This is a genomic window from Paracoccaceae bacterium Fryx2 (genome assembly GCA_032334235.1).
In the GTDB taxonomy this organism is placed as follows: Bacteria; Pseudomonadota; Alphaproteobacteria; order Rhodobacterales; family Rhodobacteraceae; genus JAVSGI01.
Genome location: JAVSGI010000005.1, coordinates 2,271,541 through 2,296,885, shown reverse-complemented (window position 1 = coordinate 2,296,885; position 25,345 = coordinate 2,271,541). Strand labels below are relative to the sequence as shown.

The following is a 25,345-nucleotide window of genomic DNA, read 5'->3' as shown; positions in this document are numbered from 1 at the left end:
GGGTCAGTTTCCCGGCAGAACGCCCGACAGCAGCGCCACGGTGGTCACCTGATCCAGATAGCCGGTCGCGTCGGCGCCCCGTTCCCGCTGGAAGCGGCGGATGGCGCGGCGGGTCTGGTTGTCGAACACGCCATCGACCGGGCCGGGGTTCAGGTTCAGCGCGTCAAGCCGCCGTTCGATCAGGCTGCGGGCCAGATCGTTCAGGCCAAGCGCGGCCTCGGTCGCCTCGTATCGGGCGCGGTCGGGGCCGGCCTCGGCCTCGTCGGTCAGGGTGTCGATCCGGGCCTGAGCTTCGGCGGCGAAGGCACCCTTGGGGAAGGCGGCAAGGTAGTCGCGGTAACCGGCGATGGTGTTGCCTGCCGTCGCACGGTCCCACGCGGCGCGGTCCTGGGCGGCGGCCTGCTGGCGCCGCGCATCCTCGATCGCGGTCAGGCGGCTGGTGGCCAGATCGGCGAACAGCCCGTCGGGGAACCGTTTGAGGTAGGCGCGCAAGCCTGCCTCGTCGCCCGCCGCGCCGGTCTGATCCCAGAACAGCCGGTCTTCGCGTTCCTGCTCGGCACGGCGCGCGGCGGCGGCGGCTTCAAGCTCGGCGGCACGGCGGTCGGCCTGGGCAGTCAGTTGCACGATCTGGTCGCGGGTCAGGAAGCCGCTGGCGGGCACGCCGTTGCGGGTCTGCCAGCCGGCAATCGCGGTGCGCGAGCCTGCGCCGAACAGCCCGTCGATCCCCTTGGGGTCGAACTCCAGCAGCGCCAGCGCGCGCTGGATGGTGCGGCGCTGGTCGCGCGTCAGGGCCAGCGCATCTTCGGCCAGCCGCGCCTGCCGCCCCGGCTCGGCGCGGATGCGGGCAGACTCGGCACGGGCCTCGGCGGCGTGCGCGCCTTGCGGGTAGCGGGTCAGGTAGGCGGCATAGGCATCCACGGTGTTGATCGCCCGGGTGGCCTGCCAGAAGGCGTCTTCGGCATTCAGCGCCGGGGCCACCGGGGGCGGCGCGACCGGGGGGCTGGCTGCATCGGCCGGGCGGAACGGGGTCAGCGGCGAGAGGTAGCCATCCGCCGTCAGGGCGGGGCTGCCATCCAGCAGCGAGGCCATCGGCACGCCGCGCTGCCCCAGCGCGCGGGTGGCGAAACCGGCGATGCGACCGGCGTCGCCCTGGACCAGCGTGACCCCCTGCGGCACAGGCGGCGCGCCCGGTCCCGGGTCAAGCCCCGGCCCGAGCGGCAGGCGGCGCGTCTCGGTGCCCAGCAGCACGACCGCGCCGCCGGGGGCCATCGCCGCCACCTCCAGCACCGAGGCCAGCGGCAGCGACACCGCCGCAACCGTTGCCAGATCGGGCAGGCTGCTTTCGGTGCCAAGGAAGAACGCCTGCCCCGACGACTGCGCAAAATGCCCCGACAGCACGATCACCAGCCGGTCGCCCGGTTTCAGCCCGGCCAGCAAAGCCGACAGCAGGTCGCGCATCGCGGCGCTGGGCAGGTCGGCGCCCGAGGTGACGGTGAACCCCGCCGCCTGCAGGGCAGGGACCGCCTTCAGCGCGGCGTCGGCCTCGGCAATGTCGGCGGCATCGTCGTAGTTGCGGTTGCCGATCACCAGCGCGCGGTCCTCCGCCGCCGCCATGGTTGCCAGCAGCGCCAGCATCCCCGCCGTGCCCGTAAGCCGCCATCCGATTGCACGCATGTCACTGATCCCTGTCTTTGGGCCGGGTCAGTCGTAGCTGCGGCGATCCTCGATCACCTTGCCGTCGTTCGGCAGCGACCCCGGCGGAACGAGTTCGACCTTACCACGGAGTTTCAGGGTTTCGAGTAACGTTCCCTCGTAGAGTGCCGAATTGCCGGACCATGTCTCGATCTGCACCAGCATCGCGTCCCTCTCGCCCTCGCGCGAGGCGATGACGCGGGCGCGGCTGACATCGGCATGGCGGGCGACGAAGGCCGCGACCTGTTCGGGGCGCACGAACATGCCCTTGATCTTGGTTGTCTGGTCGGCGCGGCCCATCCATCCCCTGATCCGCATGTTGCTGCGCCCGCAAGGGCTGGTGCCCGGCAGCACGGCGCTGAGGTCGCCGGTGGCAAAGCGGATCAGCGGATAGTCGCGGTTCAGGCTGGTCACCAGCACCTCGCCCACCTCGCCGTCGGGCACCGGGTCGCCGGTGCCGGGGCGCACGATCTCGACGATCACGCCCTCGTCGACAATCATCCCGTCCTGCGCCTGCGATTCGTAGGCGATGTTGCCAAGGTCGGCGGTGGCATAGCATTGCAGGCAATTGATGCCGCGGTCGGCATAGTCGCGGCGCAGGCTGGGGAACAGTGCGCCGCCGCTGACGGCGGCGCGGGTGAACTGCAACCGCTCGCCCAGTTCGGCCGCGCGGTCGAGAATGACCTTCAGATAATCGGGCGTGCCAGCATAAACCGAACACCCGATGTCGGCTGCGGCGCGCACCTGAAGGTCGGTCTGTCCGGTTCCCGCAGGCAGCACGGCCGCCCCCACCGCCCGCGCGCCGGATTCGAATATCATCCCCGCCGGGGTCAGGTGATAGCCGAAGCAGTTCTGCACGATGTCGTCCGGGCCGACACCCAGGCCGTGCAGAAAGCGGCCGATGCGCCACCAGTCGGGCGTGGTGCGGCCGATCTCGTAGATCGGGCCGGGCGACTGGAAGATGTGCTCATACGCCCCCCGCAGCGGCAGAAAGCCGCCCAGCGGCGGATGCGCCTTCTGCGCGGCCCCAAGGTCGGCCTTGCGGATCACCGGCAGTCGGGCCAGCGCCGCGCGGTCTGTCACCTCGGCCGCATCGACCCCGCACAGCGTGACGGCCAGCGCGGGCGCGGACTTGGCGTGGGCGATCAGCGCGGGCAGGTCGCGCGCCAGATCGGCGGCGCGTTGGTCGGCGGACCGGGTTTCCAGCGCGTCGAAATGGGTCACGTCGGTATCCCCCCTCATGCCAGCCACCGTTTGCGGCGGCGATAGCTGCGCACGTCGCGAAAGCTTTTGCGGCCCTTGTCCGACATGCCCAGATAGAATTCCTTGACGTCGGGGTTCTCGCGCAGATCCTGCGCCGACCCTTCCATCACCACACGCCCGGATTCCAGAATGTAGCCCTGATGGGCGAAGCGCAGGGCGACGTTGGTGTTCTGCTCGGCCAGCAGGAAGGTCACGCCCTCCTTTTCGTTCACCGCGCGGACGATCTCGAAGATCTGCTCCACCAGTTGCGGCGCCAGACCCATCGACGGCTCGTCGAGCAGGATCATCTCGGGTCGGCTCATCAGCGCGCGGCCGATCGCGGTCATCTGCTGTTCGCCACCCGAGGTATAGCCCGCCTGAGACTTGCGCCGTTCGCGCAGGCGGGGGAAGTAGGTGTAGACCATCTCCAGATCGGCTGCGATGGCGGCGGCGCCCTGGGTGCGGGTATAGGCCCCGGTCAGCAGGTTTTCCTCGACCGTCAGGTGTTCGAAGCAATGCCGCCCCTCCATCACCTGGATCACGCCCTTGCGCACCATTTCCGATGGCCCCAGCCCCTCGACCCGCTCGCCGCGATAGGTGATGCTGCCCTTGGTCACCTCGCCGCGTTCGGAATGCAGCAGGTTGGAAACGGCTTTCAGCGTGGTGGTCTTGCCGGCACCGTTGCCGCCCAGCAGGGCGGTGATGCCGCCGCGCGCCACCTTGAGGCTGACGCCCTTCAGCACCAGGATGACGTGGTTGTAGATCACCTCGATGTTGTTGACCTCAAGCAGGGTCTCGGACGTGTCGGGCATGGGGCTGACCTTTGTTGGGGAAGACCCCGGAGCCTGTCCGGGGTCTTCGTCGCCTCAGTTGCAGCGTTCGGTGATTCCGGCTTCGGCGGCATAGGCCGCGGAATCCTCGGCCACCAGTGGGTCCAGAACTTCGTCATCGGGCGCGATGAAGCCGGTCAGCAGCGTCCATTTCTTGGCCGTCGCATCCCATTGCTGCACCATCGCCGCCCCGGGGCCGCCGTGATCTTCGCAGGTGGCAGTGAACGGCTGCCCGAAGGCCGGCAGGCCAAGCTCGACCATCCGCTCCTCGGTGATTTCCAGCGCCTCCATGCCGTCGCGCATCTGTGCCGCGGTGATGGCAGAGGTTCCCGCCAGTTCCTGCGCCTTGCGGATCGCCTCGGAGATCACCAGCGCCGCATACATGCCGCGCGAGTAAAGCACGCCGCCGACCTGATCGCCCGCCCCTGCCGATTTGCCGGCATCGTGGACATACTGCTTGAGGTCGGCATAGACCGGGTAATCCATGCCGGTGCCGTGCATCGCCAGCGACTTGTAGCCATTGGCGCCATCGCCTGCGGGCAGCACGTCATGGTCGGCGCCCGACCACCAGATGCCGATGAAATTCTCCATCGGGAAGCGGATGTTGGCGGCCTCCTGGATCGCCACGGCATTCATCACGCCCCAGCCATACATCAGCACGTAATCCGGTTTGTCGCGGCGGATCTGCAGCCATTGGCTTTTCTGTTCCTGCCCCGGATGGTCCACGGGCAGTTCGGCCAGCGTGAAGCCGTGCTTCCTGGAAAGTTCGGTCAGGGTGCGGATCGGTTCCTTGCCATAGGCCGAGTTGTGATAGACCAGCGCGATCTTCTTGCCCTCAAGGCTGCCACCGTTCTGTTCCAGCAGGTATTTCACCGCCACCGAGGCGGCGTCCCAGTAGTTTGCGGGGTAGTTGAACACCCACTCGAACACCTTGCCGTTGGCGGCCGAGGTGCGGCCGTAGCCGGGGGTGTAAAGCGGTATCTTGTCGGCGCTGACCTTGGGGATCAACTGGTAGGTGATGCCGGTGGAAAGCGGGTTGTAGACCAGCGCCCCGCTGCCCTTGGTCGCCTCATAGCATTCCACGCCCTTTTCGGTGTTGTAGGCGGTTTCGCATTCCGGAACGCTGACCTTCTCGCCGCCGATGCCGCCGTCGCGCTCGTTCAGCAGGGTGAAATAGTCGGCAAAGCCGTCGGCGTAGGGAATGCCGCCCGGTGCATAGGGGCCGGTGCGATAGCTGAGGTTCGGCACCACCAGGTCTGCCAGCGCGGGCGCGGCAAGTCCGGTGGTCATGGCCAGCACGGCCAGCGTTGCGAAGGTATTCTTCATGCTTGGTCTCCTCCCAAGGGTGTGAATGTCTGCCGGGTTGCCCGGTCTTGTGGTTGGGCGGCCCCTAGTGCGGGAAGGGCCAGAGCCGTAGTTTTTCCTTGGCCACGCGCCACAGTTGCGCCAGCCCGTGCGGTTCCGCGATCAGGAAGCCGACGATCAGCCCGCCCACGATCATCAGCTCGATATGGGCGGCCAGATCGGTGGGCCAGCCCAGAAGGCCGACCAGCACGTTCTTCAGGAACACCGGCAGCAGCACCAGAAACGCCGCCCCGGCAAAGCTGCCGAAGATGCTGCCCAGCCCGCCGATGATCACCATGAACAGGATGAGGAAGCTTTTCTGGATGCCGAACGCCTCGCCCACTTCGGCGGCCCCCAGATAGACCGCGAAGAACAGCGCCCCGGCCACCCCGATGAAGAACGACGACACCGCGAAGGCCGACAGCTTGGTGGTCAGCGGGTTGACCCCGATGATCTCGGCCGCGATGTCCATGTCGCGGATCGCCATCCATTTGCGCCCGATGGTGCCGCGCGTCAGGTTGCGCGCCAGCCACGCCAGCACGAACAGGATCGCGGCGCAGAACAGGTATTTCGCGGCGGCGCTGGTGTTGGCCCCGGTGATCGCCACGCCCAGGATGGTGCGCTCGGGTGCCGTGATCTGGCCCGAGGCCGAATAGTTGTAGAACCACGGCACCTTGTTGAACAGCCACACCAGGAAGAACTGCGCCGCCAGCGTCGCCACCGCCAGATAGAAGCCCTTGATCCGAAGGCTGGGCAGGCCGAACAGCACGCCCACCGCCGCGGTGATCAGACCCGCCAGCAGGACGTGGATCGCGATGCTGACCTCGGGGAACGAGGTCATCAGCTTGTAGACCGCATAGGCCCCCACGGCCATGAAGCCGCCCGTGCCCAGCGACACCTGCCCGCAATAGCCGGTCAGGATGTTCAGGCCGATCGCCGCGATGGCATAGATCAGGAAGGGCACGAAGACCGCATTGGCCCAGTAGTCATTGATGAAGAACGGAATGACCCCGAAGGCCACCACCAGCACCGCGTAATAGCGCAGCCGGTCGAACTTTATCGGAAAGGTCTGGTTGTCTTCGGCGTAGGTGGTCTTGAAGTCGCCGCCCTCGCGGTAAAGCATCGCTCAGCCCCTTTCGCCGGTCAGGGCGGACGGAGCGGCCTGCGCCCCGGCCGCCGAATGGCTCAGGTGCCTTCCTTCTGGACCACGCGGGTGCCCAGCGGAATGTCCTGCGTCATGTCCACCACCTTGCGGCGCATGATCACCCCCACCGCCAGCCCGATGCCGGCCAGCAGCAAACCGGTCGCCCCCACCGGATGCCCGTTGACCAGCGCCAGCACCGCCAGCCCGCCGAATACCCAGAATGCCGAAAAGCCCATTGTACATGCAATGGCACAGAATTTCTTCATCGTGCGTCTCCTCCCAGACGGCAGCGCCAGTGGCGCTGACTGAACTGGCAGTAGACGGGGCGGGGATTGTTTGTGTCAACATGAATTCAAGGTTCCGGATTTCACGATGCGGGGAACGGGACATCATACCCTCTCGATGATCTTCTCGCCGAACAGGCCCTGCGGCCGGAACACGAGGAACAGCAATGCCAGAACGTAGGCGAACCAGTTTTCGGTGGCCCCGCCGACCAGCGGGCCGACAAAGAACTCGAACAGCTTTTCGCCCATGCCGATGATCAGCCCGCCGACAATCGCGCCGGGGATCGAGGTGAAGCCGCCCAGCATCAGCACCGGCAGCGCCTTCAGCGCGATCAGGCTGAGACTGAACTGCACGCCCGACTTGGTGCCCCACATGATGCCCGCCACCAGCGCCACGAAACCCGCGATCGACCAGACCAGCACCCAGACGAAGCGCAGGGAAATCCCGACCGACAGCGCCGCCTGATGATCGTCGGCCACTGCCCGCAAGGCGCGGCCATACTTAGTGTATTGCGAAAACAGCGTCAGGCTGATCACCAGCAGCGCCGCCACCAGCGCCGCCACGATATCCAGCCGGTCGATGAAGAAGCCGTAGCCGAACAGGTCGTAGGTCACCGTCTCGATGGTTTCCGAAATGCCCTGCGGCAGGCCGACATCCATCTTCTTGATGTCCGCCCCCCACAGCACGTCACCGAAACCCTCCAGGAAATAGGCGAGGCCAATGGTCGCCATGAACAGGATGATCGGCTGCTGATTGACCAGGTGCTTCAGGATGTAGCGTTCCACCAGCACCGCCAGCAGCACCATCACCGCCGCCGTCAGCGCGATGGCAACCAGTGCGGGCAACTGCCAGCCGAAGCTGTGCAGATTGGTGCCGAACACCGCGTTGATCAGATGCGCGAACGGCACCTGACCGCGCTGCAACCCCACCAGCGTCAGCGCCGCGAACAGCGCCAAAACACCCTGCGCATAGTTGAAGATGCCCGATGCCTTGAAGATCAGAACGAAGCCCAGCGCCACCAGCGAATACATCACCCCGGCCATCAGGCCGTTGAGCGAAACCTCCAGCGCGTAGAAAAACTGGTCAGGCATGTCGCATCCCCCGTGCCCTGTCGCCGTGTGCCCGTTGCCCGTCAGTCATGCGCCACCCCCAGATAGGCGTCGATCACCGCCTGGTTGCCGCGCACCTCGTCGGGGGTGCCGTCGCCGATCTTCTTGCCGTAATCCATCACCACCACGCGGTCCGACAGGTCCATCACCACGCCCATGTCATGTTCGATCAGGGCTATGGTGGTGCCGAATTCGTCGTTCACATCCAGGATGAAGCGGCTCATGTCTTCCTTCTCCTCGACGTTCATGCCCGCCATCGGTTCATCGAGCAGCAGCAGTTTCGGTTCGGCCGCCAGCGCGCGGGCCAGTTCGACCCGCTTTTTCAGCCCGTAGGGCAGGCGGCCGACCGGTGTCTTGCGGATATGCTGGATCTCAAGGAAGTCGATGATCTTCTCGACCTTCTCGCGGTGCGCCGATTCTTCGGCCTGCGCGCGGCCCCACCACAGCGCCTGATGCAGCAGGCCGGTGTGCATCAGCGTCAGCCGGCCGGTCATGATGTTGTCGAGCACCGACATGCCTTCGAACAGGGCGATGTTCTGGAAGGTGCGGGCGATGCCCTGGCGGGCGACCTGATAGGGGCGCATCGGCGCGCGGCGCTGGCCGCGAAACCAGACCTCGCCCTCCTGCGGGACATAGAACCCCGACATCACGTTCAGCATCGACGATTTCCCGGCGCCGTTCGGCCCGATGATCGCCCGTATCTCGCCCTCGCGGATGTCGAAACTGATGTCGGTGATCGCCTTGACCCCGCCGAAGCGCAGGGTGATGTTGCGCATTTCCATCATCACCGGGCCGATGGTGCGGCCGTCGGGTGTCAGGTAGCTGTCGGGCGGCAGGGTGTTCATGCGGCGGCCATCCTTTGCCCCGATACCGGCACCACGGCGGCATTCTCCAGCCGCAGGGTGGCCTTGATGGCACCCTTGCGGCCATCCTCGTAGGTGACTTCGGTTTCGGTGTAGACGCTGTCGCGCCCGTCGTTCAGCGCGTCGATCAGGTCGGCGAACTTGTCCTCGATCACCTTGCGGCGGACCTTGCGGGTGCGGGTCATCTCGCCGTCATCGGCGTCAAGCTCCTTGTGCAGGATCAGGAAGCGGTGGATCTGGCAGCCCGACAGGATCGGGTCGGCGGCAACCGACTTGTTGACCGCCTCGACATGGCCGCGGATCATGTCATAGACCTGCGGGTGGCCCGCCAGCTCCTGATAGCTGGCATAGGCGATGTTGTTGCGTTCTGCCCAGTTGCCGACCGCAGCGAGGTCGATGTTGATGAAGGCGGTGCACATGGTCCGCCCCGCGCCGAACACCACGGCCTCCAGGATATTCGGGTAGAATTTCAGCTTGTTCTCGACGTATTTCGGGGCGAACAGGCGGCCATCGGCCATCTTGCCCACATCCTTTGCCCGGTCGATGATGCGCAGGTGCCCGGTGCCGGGTTCAAAGAACCCCGCGTCGCCGGTGGCGACCCAGCCTTCGGCATCCTTGGTCGATGCGGTGCTTTCGGGGTTCTTGTAATAGGCGACGAAGGTGCCGGGGCTGCGGTAGAACACCTCGCCGCTGTCGGCGATCTTCACCTCGACCCCCGGGCTTGGCACGCCGACGGTGTCGGACCGCACCTGCCCGTCGGGCTGCTGGGTGATGAACACGCTCGCCTCGGTCTGGCCGTAGAGCTGTTTGAGGTTGATCCCGAGGCTGCGGTAGAAATCGAAGATCTCGGGCCCGATCGCCTCGCCCGCGGTATAGCCGACCCGGATGCGGCTGAAGCCCAGTGTGTTCTTCAGCGGGCCATAGACCAGCAGGTCGCCCAGTGCATAGGCCAGCCGGTCGGCCCCCGACACCGGCTTGCCGTCCAGCAACGCGGGCCCCACCCGGCGCGCCACCGCCATGAAACGGTGAAACAGCGCCTTCTTCACCCGGCCCGCATCTTCCATGCGGATCATCACCGTGGTCAGTTGCCCCTCGAACACCCGGGGCGGGGCAAAGAAATAGGTCGGCCCTATCTCGCGCAGGTCGGTCATCATCGTGGCCGGGCTTTCGGGGCAGTTGACGCAGAACCCGGCCCACATCGCCTGCCCGATGGAAAAGATGAAATCGCCGACCCAGGCCATCGGCAGATAGGCCAGCACCTCGTCCCCCGCCCGCAGATGGTCGAATTCGGCCGAGTTCTTCGAGGTTTCGATGATGTTGCGGTTGGAGAGCACCACACCCTTGGGCTTGCCCGTGGTGCCCGAGGTGTAAAGCATGACGCAGGTGCTATCCCACCCCAGTTCGGCCGTGCGGATGTCAAGTTCGGCATCGAAGCGGAAATGCCCGGCGCGGCCTTCGGCGGTCACGTCGGCCATCGCGTTCAGGCGGGAATGGTCGTATTTGCGCATCCCGCGCTTGTCGACATAGACCACCTGCTCGATGTGGTGGATGCGGTCTTCGACCTCGATCACCTTGTCGACCTGTTCCTGATCGCCGCAGACCACGAAACGCGCGCCGCAATGGTCCAGCACATAGGCCATCTCTTCCGCCACGGCGTCCTGATACAGGGGCACCGGCACCGCGCCGCACATCTGCGCCGCCACCATCGACCAGTAAAGCTGCGGCCGGTTGCGGCCGATTATCGCCACATGCTCGCCCCGCCCCAGACCCAGCGCCATGAACCCCAGCGCCATCGCGCGGATTTCCTCGGCCGCCTGCGCCCAGGTCCAGCTTTGCCAGATGCCGAATTCCTTTTCGCGGTAGGCGGACATCTCGGGGAATCGCACGGCATTGCGCGCCAGCAAGGCGGGTATGGAAACGGGTTCAGGCAATGCCTGGGTATCGGTGGCCATCGTCATCCTCCCTTCGCCGCGCGTTGCGGCAAGGCCTTGGCGATTCTTCGACCGCCTGCCTTTGCAACCCTAGCGGTGACGGGCAAAGCTTGCGTGACTTTTTCGCAATCCTTTCGAATTGTAACAGCGGGCGCTTGGGCCTTTCGCGCCCTGCCCCCGGGGTGCTAGCCATGGGGTCAGAGGTGCCTCATGCCGCAGACCGACGATCCGCGCACCGGCCTGATGCAGGCCGGGCTGAACCTGATCCAGCAGGCGCTGTCGATCTATGACAGCGATTTGCGGCTTGCGGTGTGCAACCGGCGGTTTCAGGACATGTTCGACTTTCCGCAGGCGCTGGTAAGCCCCGGCGCCTCGTTCGAAGACACCGTCCGCTTTCTGGTGGCGCGCGGCGAATATGGCCCGGTTGACGACCCCGAGGCCGCCGTGCGGGCCCGGGTGCAGGCCGCCCGCGCCTTCCAGCCGCACTACATGGAACGGCCGCGCCCCGGCAACCGCTGGATTTCCGTCGAAGGCTCGCCGCTGCCGCAGGGCGGCTGGGTCACGGTCTATACCGACATCACCGAGATCAAGCTGCAGGAACAACTGCTCCGCGCCCGGTCCGAGGAGTTGTCGGAAGACCTGCTGGCCCATGCCGAACGGCTTGGCCAGGCCAACCGCGCGCTGGCCGCGACCAACGCGGCGCTGGAGGAGGCCAAGCGCGAGCTGACCGAGATGGAGGCCCGCACCCGCCTGACCACCGAGATGATGCCCGCCCATATCGCGCATGTGAACCGCGACCTGCGCTACACCTATTCCAACCGCCGGCTGACCTCGGTGCTGCCGGGGCGGCCGCGCAACATCCTTGGCCTGACCGGGCGCGAGGCGCTGGGCGATGGCACCTTCGACAAGATCGCGCCCTACCTCGCGCAGGCGCTGGAGGGCGAGGCCAGCGTGTTCGAATTCACCGACGACGAGTCCGGCCGCCGCATCCGCGCCGCCTTTACGCCGGATCAGACGGGGGATCAGACGCCGGATCAGGCGGGGAACCGGGCGGGGGGCGAAATCGGCGGCGTCTACATCCTGTCGATGGACGTGACCGGCGAGACGCAGGCCCGCGCCGCCCTGACCCAGACCCGCAAGCGCGAACTGGCGGCGCAGCTGACCTCGGGACTTGCGCATGATTTCGCCAACCTGCTGACGATCATCCTCGGCCTGCAGGGGCGGCTGGAACGGCTGGCCCTGCCCGATGGCGGACCGGCGCTGGTGGCGGCAACGCTGGCCGCCGCCCGGCGCGGAGGGGTGCTGCTGGACCGCATCGCCAGCATATCCGGCCGGCGCGAGTTGCGCCCCGTGTCCACCGATCTGGCGTCGTTCCTGTCCGATCTGCGCGTTCTGGCGGGGCCCACCCTGCCTGACGCCACAAGGCTGGAGATCGCGCTGGAACGGCTCGATGCACCGATCCTGCTTGATGCGGGCGGGATGCAGGATGCGCTGGTGAACCTGATCCTGAACGCCCGCGATGCGCTGGGGCCGACGGGCGGCACCATCCGCGTCGCGGCGCGGCCCGTGCGCGACACCTGGCTGGAAATCAGCGTGACCGATGACGGCCCGGGGTTCAGCGCGGCGGCTTTGCAGCAGGGGCTGGACCCGTTCTTCACCACCAAGGGCGGCGAGGGCTCGGGGCTGGGGCTGTCGATGGTCTATGACCAGATCACGCTCTGCGGCGGCACGGTGCGGCTGGAGAACCGTGCGGGCGGCGGCGCGCTGGTCACGCTGCGCCTGCCGCTGCGCCGCGTGGAACCGCCGACCGCGCCGGAACTGGTGCTGCTGGTGGAGGACAGCGCCGAGATCCGCGAGACCGTGCGCGGGATGCTGCGCGACATGGGCCACGCGGTGATCGAGGCCGCCAGCGCCGACGAGGCGGCGGCGCTGGCCGATCTGCCGGGGCTGTCGGTCGTGCTGTCCGACATCGGGCTGCCGGGCAGGCTTTCGGGCGTCGATCTGGCAGAGCGGCTGGCCGAACGGGTGCCGCCGCTGCGGGTCTGCCTGATGACCTCGCTGCCGCCCGCGCACCGCCTGCGCGCCCGCGCCGCCGCCCGCTTCACCGTGCTGACCAAGCCGTTCGACGCCGGTGCCCTTGCCGCCTTTCTGGGGCAGGGCGCCGCATGAAACCGCCCCATGTCGCCATTCTGGACGATGAACCCGAGATCCGCCGCCTGCTGTCCGACGCGCTGGAGGAGGCAGGCTTCCGCACCACCAGCTACGGGCGCGCCACCGAGTTCGAGGCGTCGCTGAAGCGGGTGACGCCCGATGTCTGCCTGGTCGACCTTGGCCTGCCCGACCGCGACGGGCTGGCGCTGGTGCACCGGCTGGCGCTGGAATCCGGGGCGGCGATCATCATCATCTCGGGCCGGGCGCAGGTGCAGGACCGGGTGACCGGGCTGGAGCTTGGCGCCGACGACTACATCATCAAGCCGTTCGATCCGGCCGAGGTGGTGGCCCGCGTCCGCGCCCGGCTGCGCAAGGGCCGCACCGGGGTGGAACGCCAGGCGCAGGTGGCGCGCTTTGCCGGCTGGGTGGCGCAGTTCGACCGCTATGTGCTGATCGCGGCCGATGGCACGGAAGTGCCGTTCTCGCACGCCGAGGGCGAGGTGCTGCGGCTGTTTCTGGAAGCGCCGAAGCGGCTGATCTCGCGGGCGCAGATGCAGGAGTCGCTGGGCGGGGCTGCGGGCGAAAGCTTCGACCGGGCGATGGACGTGCGTATCTCGCGGTTGCGCACCAAGCTGGGCGAAGACCCGAAGAACCCGACGCTGATCAAGACGATCTACGGCGCGGGCTATATCTTTCTGGGGGATGTGGTCTGGTCCTGACAGGGCGGGGCGGCGTCGCGGGCGGAGCCTCCGGCGGGGATATTTTTGCCAAGATGAATGGGGACCGGCGGTGCTTTGCGGGCACCGCCGGTGGGGGTCAGGCGCCGATCCTGCCGCTGCGCAGGGCGCGGCGGCGAGCCATGGCGTCGGTGCGGGCATCGGCGCGGGCGTTGCCATCGGGATCGGCTTTGGGGGCCACGTCCAGATGCGCGGCAAGCGCCGCCAGCGTCGGGAACCGGAAGATGTCGGTGATCGACAGCTTCGGCAGGCCCAGCTTCTCGCGCATCTCGCGGTGCGCCTGCACCGCCAGCAGCGAATGGCCGCCCAGCGCAAAGAAATTGTCCTTCGCGCCGATCTTCGGCACGCCCAGCACATGGCTCCAGATCGCGGCAATCTGCGCCTGCAGGCCGGAGTCGGGCGTGACGAACGCCTCCGGCGCGGCCTTGATTCCCGGCGGGGGCAGCGCCTTGCGGTCGATCTTGCGGTTCGGCGTCAGCGGGAAGGCGTCGAGCGTGACGAAATGCGCCGGGATCAGGTGGTCGGGCAACTGCGCCGCCAGCGCCCCGCGCAGCGCCGTCTCGATGGCGGTGCCGGTCAGGTAGGCCACAAGCCGCAGGTCGCCGGGGCTGTCCTCGCGCGCCAGCACCACCGAGGCGGTGACGCCGGGCTGGGCATCCAGCGCCGCCTCGATCTCGCCCAGTTCGATCCGGTAGCCGCGCAGCTTGACCTGATGGTCGGTGCGGCCAAGGAAGTCGAGCCGCCCATCCGCTTGCCAGCGCACGAGGTCGCCCGTGCGGTAGATCCGGCCGGGGGCGAAGGGATTGGGCCGGAAGCGTTCGGCCGTAAGATCCGGGCGCCGCCAGTAGCCGCGCGTCACGCCCTCGCCGCCGATCCACAACTCGCCCGGCGTGCCGACGGGCAGGGGTTGCAGCGCGGCGTCGAGCACATAGGCCTGGGTGTTGGCGACCGGGCGGCCGATCGGCACCACGCCGTCGCCCGGCACGGCGGGTTCGGTGGCGGACCAGATGGTGGTTTCGGTCGGACCATACATGTTCAGGATGCGGGCCCTGGTTGCCCGCGCCAGATCGGCCACCAGCGCGCCCGGCAGCGCCTCGCCGCCGATCAGCAGGGTCTGCACCCCCGCCAGCGCCCGGCGGGATTCGTCGTTCATCGCGATCATCCGCGCCATCGACGGGGTGCATTGCAGATGCGTCACGCCATGGCGGATGATCTGCGCCGCGATGGAATGATCGTCGGCGGCGGGCCCCGCCGCGGCGTTGGACTGGCGCAGCACCTCGGCCAGCGGGTAGAGCGCCTCCATCACCTGTTCGGGGGCGATGCCATAGTCGATCAGGCAGGCGATCTCGGTGACGCCGATGCGCTTCAGTTGCTCCACCCGGGCCAGCGCGTCCTTGACAGTGCCGAACAGGCCGGAATCCTCGAAATAGCGGTGGAAGGCGAAATCGAGGATGCCCGCGACCTCGTCGCCCGTCAGGGTGCGCAGGTCGATATCCATCGGGTTGGCGACGCCCTGCGGTTTCTTGAAGGCGGGGAAGGCCCAGGCGTATTGCTTCACAAGACCCGCCGCAGCACCAAGATAGGCCTTCATCGGGCCGATGGCGGTGGCGCGGGCCTGTTCGCGGTCGCGCGCCACATAGGTGTGCAGCATCAGCGACACGGTGAAGTCTGCCGGGTCATGCCCGGCCTTGCGCAGGGCGGCGTGGTAGAGCCTGATCTTGTCGCCGACCTCGTCGATCGACTGGCCCAGGAGGTGGGTCAGCACATGCGCCCCGATCTCGCCCGCCTCGCGCCAGGTGTCGGGGTTGCCTGCGGTGGTCACCCAGATCGGCAGGTCGCGCGAAACCGGGCGCGGCTGGGTCAGCACGCCGAAGGTCTTGCCGCCGTCGGTGGGAAACTCGACCGTCTCGCCGCGCCACAGTCGGCGCAGCTGTTCGATGGCCGCGAACATCGCGGCGCGGTTGTTCGGCGGCGCGTTTTCCGGGCGCAGCACGAAGTCGTCGGGGTGCCAGCCCGAGGCGATGCCAAGACCGGCGCGGCCGTTGGTCAGGTTGTCGATCACCGCCCATTCCTCGGCCACACGCGCCGGATGGTGCAGCGGCAGCACGCAGGAGCCCGCACGCACGCCGATGTTCTTCGTCACCGCCGCCACCGCCGCCCCGGTGACCGAGGGGTTCGGGTAGGGGCCGCCGAAGGCGTGGAAATGGCGTTCCGGCGTCCAGACCGCGCAGAAGCCGTGGGTATCGGCAAAGCGCGCGCCTTCCAGCAGCAGCTCGTATTTCTTCGGACCGGCGCCGTCGTCGTTGCCCCAGTAATACAGCGAGAAATCCATCTTCTGCGCCGTGTCGATCCGCCCGCCCGAGACCAGCGCGCGATCCTCGTCGCTGGTCAGCACCACCTTGAAGCCGCGCGCCAGTGTCCAGAACAGCTCCAGCACCGAAATGTCGAACGACAGGCTGGTGACGGCCAGCCAGACGCCGGGCGCTGGGCCGATGCGCTGGTCCATCCCTGCGAAGAAGCTCATCACGTTTCGATGTTCGACCATCACTCCCTTGGGCCGCCCGGTCGAGCCGGAAGTATAGATCATGTAGGCGAGGTCTTCGGGGGTGACGCCGGACTCGGGGTTGGTTTCGGGCGCCGTGGCCAGCCGGGGGACGCTGTCGATCAGCAGCACATCTGCGCCATGCTCGGGCAGGATGTCTTCCAGCGCGGTCTGGGTCACCAGCACCGGGCAGGCGGAATCTTCCAGGAACAGCGCGATGCGCTCGGCGGGGTAGGTCGGGTCCATCGGGACATAGGCGCCCCCGGCTTTCTGGATCGCCAGCGCGCCGACCAGCAGATCAAGGCCGCGCCGGGTGCACAGGCCGACCAGCACGCCGGGGCCGACCCCCATGCCCATCAGCACATGCGCCGCCCGGTTGGCGCGGGTGTTCAACTGGGCATAGGTCAGGCTTTCGCCCTCGAACACCAGCGCGGTGGCGTGGGGGGTGCGGGCGGCCTGCTGCTCGAACGCCTGATGCACGCAGAGGCTGCGGTCATGAGCCTGCGCCGTGGCGTTCCACTGGTGCAACACCTGGTCGCGCTCGGCGTTGGGCAGGATCGGCAGCGTGGTTGCCGGGGTTTCCGGGGCGGCGATTGCGGCGTGCAGGAAAACCGACAGCCGGGCGGCATGGGCGGCGGCGGCGGCAGCGGACAGGCGTGCGCTGTCGTAGTGCAGCACGCCGGGGGTCAGGGTCAGCACGGTGCCGGGCAGGGGGGCGTTCTCCGACAGGCCGACCTGCGGCGTTGCCAGCCCGGTCAGCGCACGGTCGCGGGCGACGAGGTCGAGCGGGAAGGCGGGGGTCTTCCGGGCTTTCGCAAGGGCTGCGGTCACGGCGGCTTCCGCCCCGGCCAGCGTGCCATCGGTGCCCGCCCGCAGCGGCACCCAGCCGCTGAGGATGCCCAGCGGGGCGGGGACGGCGGCATCGGCATAGGCCAGATCGCCGAGCGGCTTGCCCGACAGCCGCACCGCCCCCAGCGCCAGCAGCGCCAGCGTGCGGTCGCCCGCAAGGCCGGGCGGCAACGCCAGCGGCACCTGCGCCCAGAGCGGCACGGCAGCGGCGGTGGCCTCGGGCACTTCGCAGGGCTCCAGCGCGGCCAGCGCCCGGCGCAGCGCGCCCTCGCCGGGGGCCACGGCGGCAAGCGCGGCGGTCAGCGCCTGCGCTTCGTCGGCGGTCAGCAGGGGCAGCGACGCCACGCCCAGCGACTTCGGGCAGACCGCCGCCCCCGCCTGATCGGTGATCCGCGCCAGCCGAACGGCGCCATCGGCGCAGGCCACCACCAGCCCCGCCTCGGTCGCCTCCAGCACCGTGCCGGGGGCGGCGGAGCCCGCCGCAGCCTCGGCCGCGCCGACCAGCAGCACGCGGTCGCCCGCGGCGATCTTGGGGCAGGTCAGGGGGTTGAAATAGCCGCCATGGTCCAGCGCCCGCACCAGCGCCAGCACGCGCGCCACCGGCTGGGCAAAGTCTATCCGCCCTGCGGCAGCCGGGCGGTTGGCGCGGCTGTGCAGGCTGCGCTGCGTCAGGTCCTGTTTGCGGCGGTGCGGCGCCCCGGTTTCCAGCGCGGCCAGCAGGGCGGGGAAACTGTCGATTGCCGCCTCGAAACAGCGGGTGTTGAGGGTCAGCGCGGTGTCGGTTGGCGCGATGTCGAACAGGCGCTGCTCCAGAATGTCGCCCTCGTCGATGCCGCCCTCAATCATGTGCCAGGTGATGCCGTGCTGCGCCTCGCCGTTCAGAATAGCCCAGACCGGCGCGTTCAACCCGGCATGTCGCGGCAACGGGCCGTCGTGGAAGTTCACCGCGCCTTGCGTGGCCCGCGCCAGCAGCGCCTCGGGGATCAGCGACAGGTTGGCGATGGAAAGCAACCAGTCCACCGTCACATCCTCCAGCGTCGCCCCCACCGGCGCGACCCGCAGCCCGCGCCCCCGCGCCCAGACGGCAACGTCGGGGTTGCGGGTGATCACGGCGGCGATGGCATGGCCGCGTGACAGCAGGATCTCGCTGCACTGGATCAGCAGCGATTCATTGCCGATGACGATACTGGAAAACGGTTTCATCTACGCTCCTATCCGTCAGGGGGCTGACGGCACGGGGCCCCTATGGGCGGTTTGTTCCGGCCCGGGGGGCAGGGCCCCCGGTCAAACCCTGACGCGCCGCATCAAGGTAGTGCAGGATCAGGTCTGAAAGAAAGTGCGGCGGATCGATCCGGCGATGGCGCTGCACCAGCCGTTTGGCCTGCCACACAGCGCCGCCCAGCAGATGCGCGGCGGTGGCGGCGGCGGCATAGGCTTTGCCATGGGTCTTGGTGAAATAGTGCAGTCGGCTGTCGAACCAGAATGCCGGCGTGCGGCCCCATGTCTTCATCCCGGTGGACACCGAGCCGATATGGGTCACGATGCTGTTGCGCACATAGTCGGTCGGCCAGCCCGCCTTGGCGGCGCGGCGGCAAAGATCGGTTTCCTCGAAATAAAGAAAAAAGGTTTCATCGAACAGCCCGATCCGGTCCAGCACGTCCTGACGCATCATCAGGCTGGCCCCCGCCAGCCAGTCGACCCGGGTCGTCGCCTGCGGAATCGGCTGCGCCACGACATGGCGGTGCAGCAGCCGGCTGATCAGGCCAAAGCGCGCCGCCCCTTCCAGTTCCGACGCGATCGACGGAAAGCGGAACGCGGTGCGGTGCGGCTCGCCATCCGGGCCGTGCAGGTAGCTGCCCGCAAAGCCGGTGCCGGGATGGGCCATCAGATGGTCGCGCAGCGCCCGTATCGCACCCGCATCCGGGAAGGCATCGGAGTTCAGGATATACACCAGATCGGGCCGCGCGCCCCCGGGCAGGCCCGCCAGAATACCCACGTTGTTGCCCGCGCCAAAGCCGCCGTTGCGCCCCGATTGCAGCACCCGCACCCGGTGCGGCCCGCCCTTCCAGCCGCGCCGGGCAACCTCGGCCGCCATTCTCTCGAACGACCCGTCACCCGAGTCGTTGTCGACGATGGTCAGCGCGCCGGGGATGCCCGCCATCTCGCGCAGCGCCGCCTCGGCGGCCTGCAGCGTCATGTCAGGCGTGCGCCAGTTCAGGATGACGGTCAGCAGGGTCGGGCCCATCGCGCTACTCCGCCGCCGTTGCAGGATGCCACGCCGGGGCCAACGCTTCCGGCACCGCCTCTGCCGCCGCGATCACCGGGCGCAGGCGGGCGGCCAGCACCCGGACGTTGGGCTCCAGCACCATGCTGTCATGGTCGCCCGGCACCTCGATCACCTCAAGGGCGGGGGCGAAGCGGGTCAGGTCGTTGTCGGGGAACACATATTCCCGCGCCCGGCTGACCCAGCGCCCGCCCGAGACTTGCCAGCGCCGGTCCAGCGGCGGGCGGAACAGCGTGGTCGGCCCGGCGCGCTGCGGCAGGGTGTAGCCCGGCATCGCAGCGCGGAACGCGGCCTCGATCGCCGCATTGTGGAAGGCGCCTTCGGCCTGCTCCGGCGCGCCCGCCGCCTGAAGCCTGCGCCACGCGCGCTTGTCGCGTGCCCAGTCCAGCACGAACCGCGGCCCCTGCGCGCGCAATTGCGCCAGCCGGATCAGCGCCTTGTCGATGCGGCTCAGCGCGGGGCGCACCGGGATCGGGGTGTCGAGCAGCACCAGCTGCGCCACCTGTTCTCCCGAGTCTTCCAGTTGCCGCGCCATTTCCCACGCCGTCAGGCCGCCGCCGGAAAAGCCGCCCAGAAGGTAGGGCCCCTGCGGCTGCACCTGCCGCAGTTCCGCGATGCAATCCGCCGCCGCCTCGGGCAGCGTGGTGTGCGGGGCCGCGTCGCCATAAAGCCCGCGCGCCTGCAAGCCATAGAACGGCCGGTCGCCGCCCAGCAGTTGGGCCAGATGACGCAGGTTCAGCACGTTGCCGAACATGCCCGCCACCAGGAAGAACGGCGTCTTCGGCCCGCCCTCGCGTTCGTGCATCGCGACCAGATGGGTGAAGCGCCGCACAGGGGCCAGTGCGGCGCCCTCCGCCGGGCCGATGCGTTGCCCGATCATCGCCGCACAGCGGGCGATGGTCGGCGCCTCGAACAGCACCGAGATCGGGAAATCTACGCGGTAGGCCTTCTTCACCATGGCAAACAGCCGCACCGCGATCAGGCTGTGGCCGCCCAGCGCGAAGAAGTCATCCTCCACCCCGACCTGTTCCACCCCCAGCAGGTCTTGCCAGAACCCGGTCAGCGTGCGTTCCACATCATTGCGCGGCGCGACATAGGCGGTGTCGAGATCGGGGCGGGCGAAGCCTTGCCCGTCCGGGCGAATGGCATCCGCCGCAGCGGCTTGCGCGATCAGCGTCGGCAGATCGAGCGACGAGACGATGACCTGCGGGCCCCCGCAGGCCAGCGCCCGGCGAAACGCCTCGGCCCCTTCGCCTGCCCGAATGCCCTGACCCAGATTGTGCAGCAACCGATCTTCGGCGGGCGAGGACAGGCGGCTGGCAGGGCCGTCGTCGAACTCCAGTTCGGGCGCGGCGGCGCGGGACAGCGCGCCCTCCAGCCTGCGGATGGTGAAGCCCTCTATTTCCACGCAGACAGCGCCCGTGGCATCGGCCAGCGTCACGTCGAAACTGGCGACCGGCCCTTCGGCACGGTTGGCCCCGGCGTTGCGGACATGGCTGATGATCTGCGCGGGCAGCGGCGCGAACACCCTGATGCGGTCATAGGACACCGGCACCCACAGATGCGTCGGAAGGTAACCCGCGATCAGCCCCATCGCCCAGCCGGTCGCAATGTCCAGCATCGCCGGGTGCAGCAGCCAGCCCTCGCCCGCATCGCCCCGGAACGCCTGCGGCAAGGCGAGGTCTGCAATGCCTTCGCCAACACCCAGTGCCGCGCGGGTCAGCACCCGCCAGCGCGGCCCGAAGGCCAGATGCGCCTCTTGCGGCGACACCAGCCCCTGCGGGTCTGCCGTCCCCTGCGGGCAGCGCGCCGCAATCGCGCCTGCGTCGATCCGGCCGGGGGCATCGGCCAGCGGCATCAGCCTTGCCTGCGCGTGCAACTGCCACCCGGAGCGGCCACCAGCCTGCGTTGCACTCTGCACCTCGAAGCCGAAGCCTTCGTCGCTGCGGCGCAGGCGCACACGGATGTCGCACGGGCGCGGATCTTCCACCGCCAGCGGGCGGAAGAAGGTCAGGTCTCGGATCTCGAACCGCGGGATGCCCTCGGCGGCCAGCGCCTCGGCCGCGAGTTCCACATACCCGGTGCCCGGCAGCAGCGCCTGCCCGCCCTCTCGCAGCCGGTGCCCGCCGAGGATCCAGCGGTCCACCCCCAGCCGGGCGGTGTAGAGCCGGTGGCCGACCGGATCGAATGTCGCCTCGTCCAGCAGCGCCGCCGTGACCGGCTGACGGGGGGCTGGCGGCCGGGTGCCGGTGCGGTCGGCCAGCGCCTCGGCGGCCATGCCGACATCGGCCCAGATGCCCCAGTTCAGCGCCAGAACCCGCGTTCGGCCGCCGCTGCGCGAAAGCGAACAGGCGTTCAGGAACTCGTTTGCCGCCACATAGTCGACCTGCCCCGCGGGCCCGGTCACGGTCGAGGTCGAGGAAAACAGCACCATAAGGTCCAGCGTGCCATCGGGGAACAGCCGGTCCAGCACCTGCGTGCCATGCAGCTTGGGGGCAAACACCTCCTCCACCGCGGCGGGGGTCTTGGTCATCAGAGGGCCGTCATCCACCACGCCGGCCGCATGGATCACCACGCGAACCGGCCCGAAGGCCCGCGTGCCTGCATCGACCGCCGCGCGCATCTCCTGAAGGTTGCATACGTCGGCGGTGGCCACCAGAACCTCGCCCAGCGCCTCCAGCCGTTGCAGCGCAAGGATGCGGCGCGAGACCGGGTCATGCCGCGCCAGATGGCCGGGCCATGCCGCGCGGTCCGGCAAGGGTCGGCGGGTGATCAGGATGATCTTCGCGCCATTGCGGCGGATCAGGTCTTCGGCCAGCGTCAGCCCGATGCCGCCAAAGCCGCCGGTGATCATCACCACCGCACCCTGCGGCACCACGTCCCCGGCCAACGGCAGCACCACGCGCCGCAGCCCGCGTTCCAGCCGCTTGCCGCCGCGCAGGGCGGCCACGCTGTTGGCGGGGGTGGCGGTCAGATCTTCCAGAACCTGCTGCGCCAGTGCCGCCAGATCGGCGCGCCCCTTGCGAGCCTCGGGCAACACCACGTCCAGCGTGGCACAGGTCACCCCCGGCAATTCGTGCGGAACCACCAGCGCCGGGCCGTGCAGGGTGGCCTTTTCCGGGCAGGGCAACGGCTCGCCCCGCACCTGCTGCGCCCCGGTGGTCACGGCGGTGATGTGCAGCGGCACGGGCAGGTTCTCGCCCGCCATCGCCTGCGCGAGGAACAGCAGCGCATAGAACCCCTGCTCGACATTGCGGTGAAAGAAGCTTGATCCCGGTCGGTGGCTTTCCCCGGCCGTCACCAGCCAGAAATGAGCCACACGGGTCGGCAGGTGCCCCAGCGCCACCAGATCGCGGATCAGCGCGTCATAGCCGTCGCGGCCCTGCTCGGGGGCCAGCAGATAGCCGCCCTGCCCGTCGCGCGCAAAGGCGTCGCCCGCCCGCACCGTGATCACCCGATGCCCGGCGGCGCGCAGCGGTGCGGCGCAGGCCTCGGCCAGCCAGGCCTCATCCATGAACATCAGCCAGGTCTGCGGCGGCAGATCGTGCAGCCCTGCCTCGACATCCAGCGCACCGGGGGCGGCGCGGGGCCGCCATTCCGGCAACCAGCCCCAGGTTGCCATGTCGTCCGACCGCATCGGGGGGGCCTGCACCTGCGGCGCCAGGGCCGTGCCCGGCGCGATGAAGTAGGTCTTGCGCTGAAAGGCGTAGGTCGGCAGCGGCACGCGCTGGCGCACCGCATCGCCCCAGATCGGCGCCCAGTCCACCGCGACGCCGCAGGCCCAGAGCCTGCCGATGCTGGCGATGAACCACGCATCATCCGCCATCTCCTGTTCGGGGTGGCGCAGCGCCGCGATCACCTGCCCGCCCGGCACGCCGTTGGCCTGCGCCAGCGACGACAGCGCCCGCCCCGGCCCGACCTCAAGGAACACCCGGCCGGGGGTCGCGGCCAGCGTCGCCATGCAGCTTCGGAACATCACGGTATTGCGCAGATGCGCCACCCAGTATCCGGGGTCGGTCGCCTCGGCCGCCGTCAGCGCCACGCCGCTGCGGTTCGAGATGATCGGGATCGTCGGCGCGTGCAGCCGGATCGACCGCAGGTAATCCCCGAACTGGCGCAGGATCGGCTCCAGCATCCGCGAATGGGCAGCGATGTCGATCGGCACGCGCTGCGGGTCCACCCCCTGCGCCGCCAGCACCTCCGTCAGCCCCGCCAGCGCCGCATCGGGGCCGGATACCACGCAGAGCCCCGGCGCGTTGACCGACGCCAGATCCAGATCGCCGGTCAGCAGCGGGCGCAGCTCACCTTCCGTCAGCGGCACGGCCAGCATCCCGCCGGGGGCGATGCTGTCGAACAACTGCCCGCGCAGATGCACCAGCCCGATGCAATCCTCGAAACTCAGCACCCCTGCCAGACAGGCGGCGGTATTCTCGCCCATCGAATGCCCGACCAGCGCGGCAGGCACCACACCCCACGACTGGTAAAGCTTCGCCAGCGCATATTCCACGATCATGATCAGCGGCAGTTGCACCGAAGGCTGCCGCAGCCTTTCGTTCGCCGCGGCCTCCTCCCCCGGCGCGGCCAGCCACAGCGCGCGGATGTCGTAGTCGAGCTTCGGTTGCAGGATCGCCAGACCCCTGTCCATCCAGTCGCGGAACTCGGGTTCGGTGTCGTAAAGGTCGCGCGCCATGCCCGCGAACTGCGCGCCGCCGCCGGGGAACATGAACACCACCTCGGGGTCGTCGCCCAGATGGTCGTGGCTGAACACCTGGCGCGGGTCTTGCCCCTCCAGCAGGTCGGCGGCTTGCGTATGGCTGCGTGCCACGATCACCCGGCGTTTTTCAAACGCGCGGCGGCCGTGTTTCAGCGTCCAGGCCACATCGGCCAGCGGCTGTTCGGGGTGGGCGCGCAGATGCGCCGAGAGCCGTTGCGCCCCCGCATCCAGCGCCGCGCGCGACCGGGCCGAAAGCACGAGCATCTGGAACGGCCAGTCGCTGTCACCCGATGCCGCCCGCGCCGGGGCCTCCTGCAGCACGGCATGGGCATTGGTGCCGCCGACGCCCAGGCTGTTGACCCCGGCGCGGCGCGGGGTGCCCGCCCATTCCGTCAGCCGGTCGTTGACGCGGAACGGGCTCGTCTCGAAATCAATCGCGGGGTTGGGCGATTCATACCCCAGCGAGGCCGGGATCTGCCGGTGGTGCAGCGCCAGCGACGCCTTGACCAGACTTGCCACCCCCGCCGCCGCATCCAGATGGCCGATGTTGGTCTTGACCGAGCCGATCTTGCAGAACCCCACCGCATCGGTGGTTTCGCGGAAAGCCGCCGTCAGGGCCGCCACCTCGATCGGGTCGCCCAGATAGGTGCCGGTGCCGTGGCATTCGACATAGCCGATGGTTTCGCCAGTAACGCCCGCAACCGCCTGCGCCTCGGCAATCGCGCGGGCTTGCCCGTCGACCGACGGCGCCAGATAGCCCGCCTTCGCCGCCCCGTCGTTGTTGACCGCCGTGCCCTTGATCACCGCCCAGATGTGGTCGCCGTCGCGCAGCGCGTCCGACAGCCTGCGCAGCACCACGCAGCCCGCGCCCGACCCGAAAACCGTGCCCTGCGCGCGGTGATCGAAGGCGTGGCAATGCCCGTCGGGCGACAATATTTCGCCCTCGGTGAACAGATACCCCCGCCCCTGCGGCAATTCGACCGTGACGCCGCCCGCCAGCGCCATGTCGCATTCGCCCGACAACAGCGACTGCGCCGCATAGTGCACCGCCACCAGCGAGGTGGAACAGGCGGTCTGCACGTTGATGCTGGGGCCGCGCAGGTCGAAGATGTGGCTGACGCGGGTCGCGAGGAAATCCTTGTCGTTGCCGGTGTGCCGCAGCAGGAACATGCCGGTGTTTTCGACCAGATCGGGGTTGGAGCAGAGGTTGAAGTAGAAATAGCTGCCCATGCCGCAGCCTGCCCAGACGCCGATGGCGCCGGGAAACGCCTCGGGCGGGTGGCCCGCGTTTTCCAGCGCCTCCCACGCCACTTCCATGAACTGGCGGTGCTGGGGGTCGAGGATCGCGGCATCCTTGGGCGAAAACCCGAAGAACTCGGCATCGAAATCGGCAAAACCGTCCAGCAGGGCGGCGCTGGGCACATAGTTGGGCTGGCGCATCCGGGCCGGGGCCTCGCCTGCGGCCAGCAGGTCGTCCGGGGTCAGGTGCCGGATGCTTTCCACCCCGGCCTTCAGGTTGGCCCAGTATTCGCCCACCGAGGCCGCGCCGGGCACATGCACGGCCATGCCGACAATCGCGATGCCGGTTTCGGAAGTGTCGGCGGGAATCGGATCGGCGCTCATGTAAC

At 68.6% G+C, this 25,345-nt stretch carries 14 protein-coding genes; 2 read left to right on the top strand and 12 right to left on the bottom strand.

The genetic code is table 11. The annotated features are described in order from the left end of the window. Positions 1–3 precede the first annotated feature (3 nt). From RNZ50_20350 to RNZ50_20310, 9 genes are all read right to left on the bottom strand, one after another. Positions 4–1,674, bottom strand: a complete 1,671-nt coding sequence (locus RNZ50_20350; protein MDT8857345.1) for a peptidoglycan-binding protein — start codon at positions 1,672–1,674, stop codon at positions 4–6. Between the two features lie 27 nt (positions 1,675–1,701). Beyond that, complete coding sequence (locus tag RNZ50_20345; protein ID MDT8857344.1) at positions 1,702–2,916, bottom strand: phenylacetate--CoA ligase family protein; 1,215 nt, start codon at positions 2,914–2,916, stop codon at positions 1,702–1,704. Positions 2,917–2,930: 14 nt separating this feature from the next. Beyond that, positions 2,931–3,746 (bottom strand): ABC transporter ATP-binding protein, encoded by an 816-nt coding sequence (locus RNZ50_20340; protein ID MDT8857343.1) that lies wholly within the window; start codon positions 3,744–3,746, stop codon positions 2,931–2,933. A 54-nt stretch (positions 3,747–3,800) separates the two neighbouring features. Further along, positions 3,801–5,090 carry an ABC transporter substrate-binding protein gene (locus RNZ50_20335; protein ID MDT8857342.1) on the bottom strand — a complete coding sequence of 430 codons (1,290 nt, stop codon included), beginning with the start codon at positions 5,088–5,090 and terminating at the stop codon, positions 3,801–3,803. A 64-nt stretch (positions 5,091–5,154) separates the two neighbouring features. Then, on the bottom strand, positions 5,155–6,231 hold the full coding sequence (locus tag RNZ50_20330) for a branched-chain amino acid ABC transporter permease (GenBank protein ID MDT8857341.1): 1,077 nt from the start codon (positions 6,229–6,231) through the stop codon (positions 5,155–5,157). A gap of 62 nt (positions 6,232–6,293) precedes the next feature. Next, a complete protein-coding gene (locus tag RNZ50_20325; protein ID MDT8857340.1) occupies positions 6,294–6,518 on the bottom strand; it encodes a hypothetical protein in 225 nt (74 codons plus the stop codon). Between the two features lie 123 nt (positions 6,519–6,641). After that, entirely contained in the window at positions 6,642–7,628 is a 987-nt protein-coding gene (locus tag RNZ50_20320; protein ID MDT8857339.1) for a branched-chain amino acid ABC transporter permease, read from the bottom strand. 41 nt (positions 7,629–7,669) lie between these two features. Beyond that, complete coding sequence (locus RNZ50_20315; protein ID MDT8857338.1) at positions 7,670–8,491, bottom strand: ABC transporter ATP-binding protein; 822 nt, start codon at positions 8,489–8,491, stop codon at positions 7,670–7,672. Beyond that, on the bottom strand, positions 8,488–10,461 hold the full coding sequence (locus tag RNZ50_20310) for a long-chain fatty acid--CoA ligase (protein ID MDT8857337.1): 1,974 nt from the start codon (positions 10,459–10,461) through the stop codon (positions 8,488–8,490). The genes RNZ50_20315 and RNZ50_20310 overlap by 4 nt, the downstream gene beginning before the upstream one ends. A gap of 189 nt (positions 10,462–10,650) precedes the next feature. On the opposite strand from RNZ50_20310, the gene RNZ50_20305 reads away from it, so the two are divergent. Both RNZ50_20305 and RNZ50_20300 read left to right on the top strand, forming a co-directional pair. Beyond that, on the top strand, positions 10,651–12,609 hold the full coding sequence (locus RNZ50_20305; GenBank protein ID MDT8857336.1) for a PAS-domain containing protein: 1,959 nt from the start codon (positions 10,651–10,653) through the stop codon (positions 12,607–12,609). Further along, entirely contained in the window at positions 12,606–13,310 is a 705-nt protein-coding gene (locus RNZ50_20300) for a response regulator transcription factor (protein ID MDT8857335.1), read from the top strand. The genes RNZ50_20305 and RNZ50_20300 overlap by 4 nt, the downstream gene beginning before the upstream one ends. 97 nt (positions 13,311–13,407) lie before the next feature. On the opposite strand, the gene RNZ50_20295 is transcribed toward RNZ50_20300, so the two are convergent. Genes RNZ50_20295 through RNZ50_20285 form a run of 3 tightly spaced genes read right to left on the bottom strand, consistent with a single transcriptional unit; the run spans position 13,408 to position 25,340 of the window. Further along, positions 13,408–17,922: an LLM class flavin-dependent oxidoreductase gene (locus tag RNZ50_20295; protein ID MDT8857334.1), complete on the bottom strand. Its 4,515-nt coding sequence runs from the start codon at positions 17,920–17,922 to the stop codon at positions 13,408–13,410. Between the two features lie 40 nt (positions 17,923–17,962). Further along, the gene (locus RNZ50_20290; GenBank protein MDT8857333.1) at positions 17,963–18,964 is read right to left on the bottom strand and encodes a glycosyltransferase family 2 protein; all 1,002 of its coding nucleotides are present in this window, start codon (positions 18,962–18,964) and stop codon (positions 17,963–17,965) included. A 4-nt stretch (positions 18,965–18,968) separates the two neighbouring features. Further along, positions 18,969–25,340, bottom strand: a complete 6,372-nt coding sequence (locus tag RNZ50_20285) for an SDR family NAD(P)-dependent oxidoreductase (protein MDT8857332.1) — start codon at positions 25,338–25,340, stop codon at positions 18,969–18,971. Positions 25,341–25,345 lie beyond the last annotated feature (5 nt).

Bases quoted from the DNA above. Each gene is read 5' to 3' on its own strand.
- RNZ50_20350 (MDT8857345.1), bottom strand. From the start codon at position 1,674: ATGCGTGCAATCGGATGGCGGCTTACGGGCACGGCGGGGATGCTGGCG.
- RNZ50_20340 (MDT8857343.1), bottom strand. From the start codon at position 3,746: ATGCCCGACACGTCCGAGACCCTGCTTGAGGTCAACAACATCGAGGTG.
- RNZ50_20335 (MDT8857342.1), bottom strand. From the start codon at position 5,090: ATGAAGAATACCTTCGCAACGCTGGCCGTGCTGGCCATGACCACCGGA.
- RNZ50_20330 (MDT8857341.1), bottom strand. From the start codon at position 6,231: ATGCTTTACCGCGAGGGCGGCGACTTCAAGACCACCTACGCCGAAGAC.
- RNZ50_20325 (MDT8857340.1), bottom strand. From the start codon at position 6,518: ATGAAGAAATTCTGTGCCATTGCATGTACAATGGGCTTTTCGGCATTC.
- RNZ50_20320 (MDT8857339.1), bottom strand. From the start codon at position 7,628: ATGCCTGACCAGTTTTTCTACGCGCTGGAGGTTTCGCTCAACGGCCTG.
- RNZ50_20315 (MDT8857338.1), bottom strand. From the start codon at position 8,491: ATGAACACCCTGCCGCCCGACAGCTACCTGACACCCGACGGCCGCACC.
- RNZ50_20310 (MDT8857337.1), bottom strand. From the start codon at position 10,461: ATGGCCACCGATACCCAGGCATTGCCTGAACCCGTTTCCATACCCGCC.
- RNZ50_20305 (MDT8857336.1), top strand. From the start codon at position 10,651: ATGCCGCAGACCGACGATCCGCGCACCGGCCTGATGCAGGCCGGGCTG.
- RNZ50_20300 (MDT8857335.1), top strand. From the start codon at position 12,606: ATGAAACCGCCCCATGTCGCCATTCTGGACGATGAACCCGAGATCCGC.
- RNZ50_20295 (MDT8857334.1), bottom strand. From the start codon at position 17,922: ATGAAACCGTTTTCCAGTATCGTCATCGGCAATGAATCGCTGCTGATC.
- RNZ50_20290 (MDT8857333.1), bottom strand. From the start codon at position 18,964: ATGGGCCCGACCCTGCTGACCGTCATCCTGAACTGGCGCACGCCTGAC.
- RNZ50_20285 (MDT8857332.1), bottom strand. From the start codon at position 25,340: ATGAGCGCCGATCCGATTCCCGCCGACACTTCCGAAACCGGCATCGCG.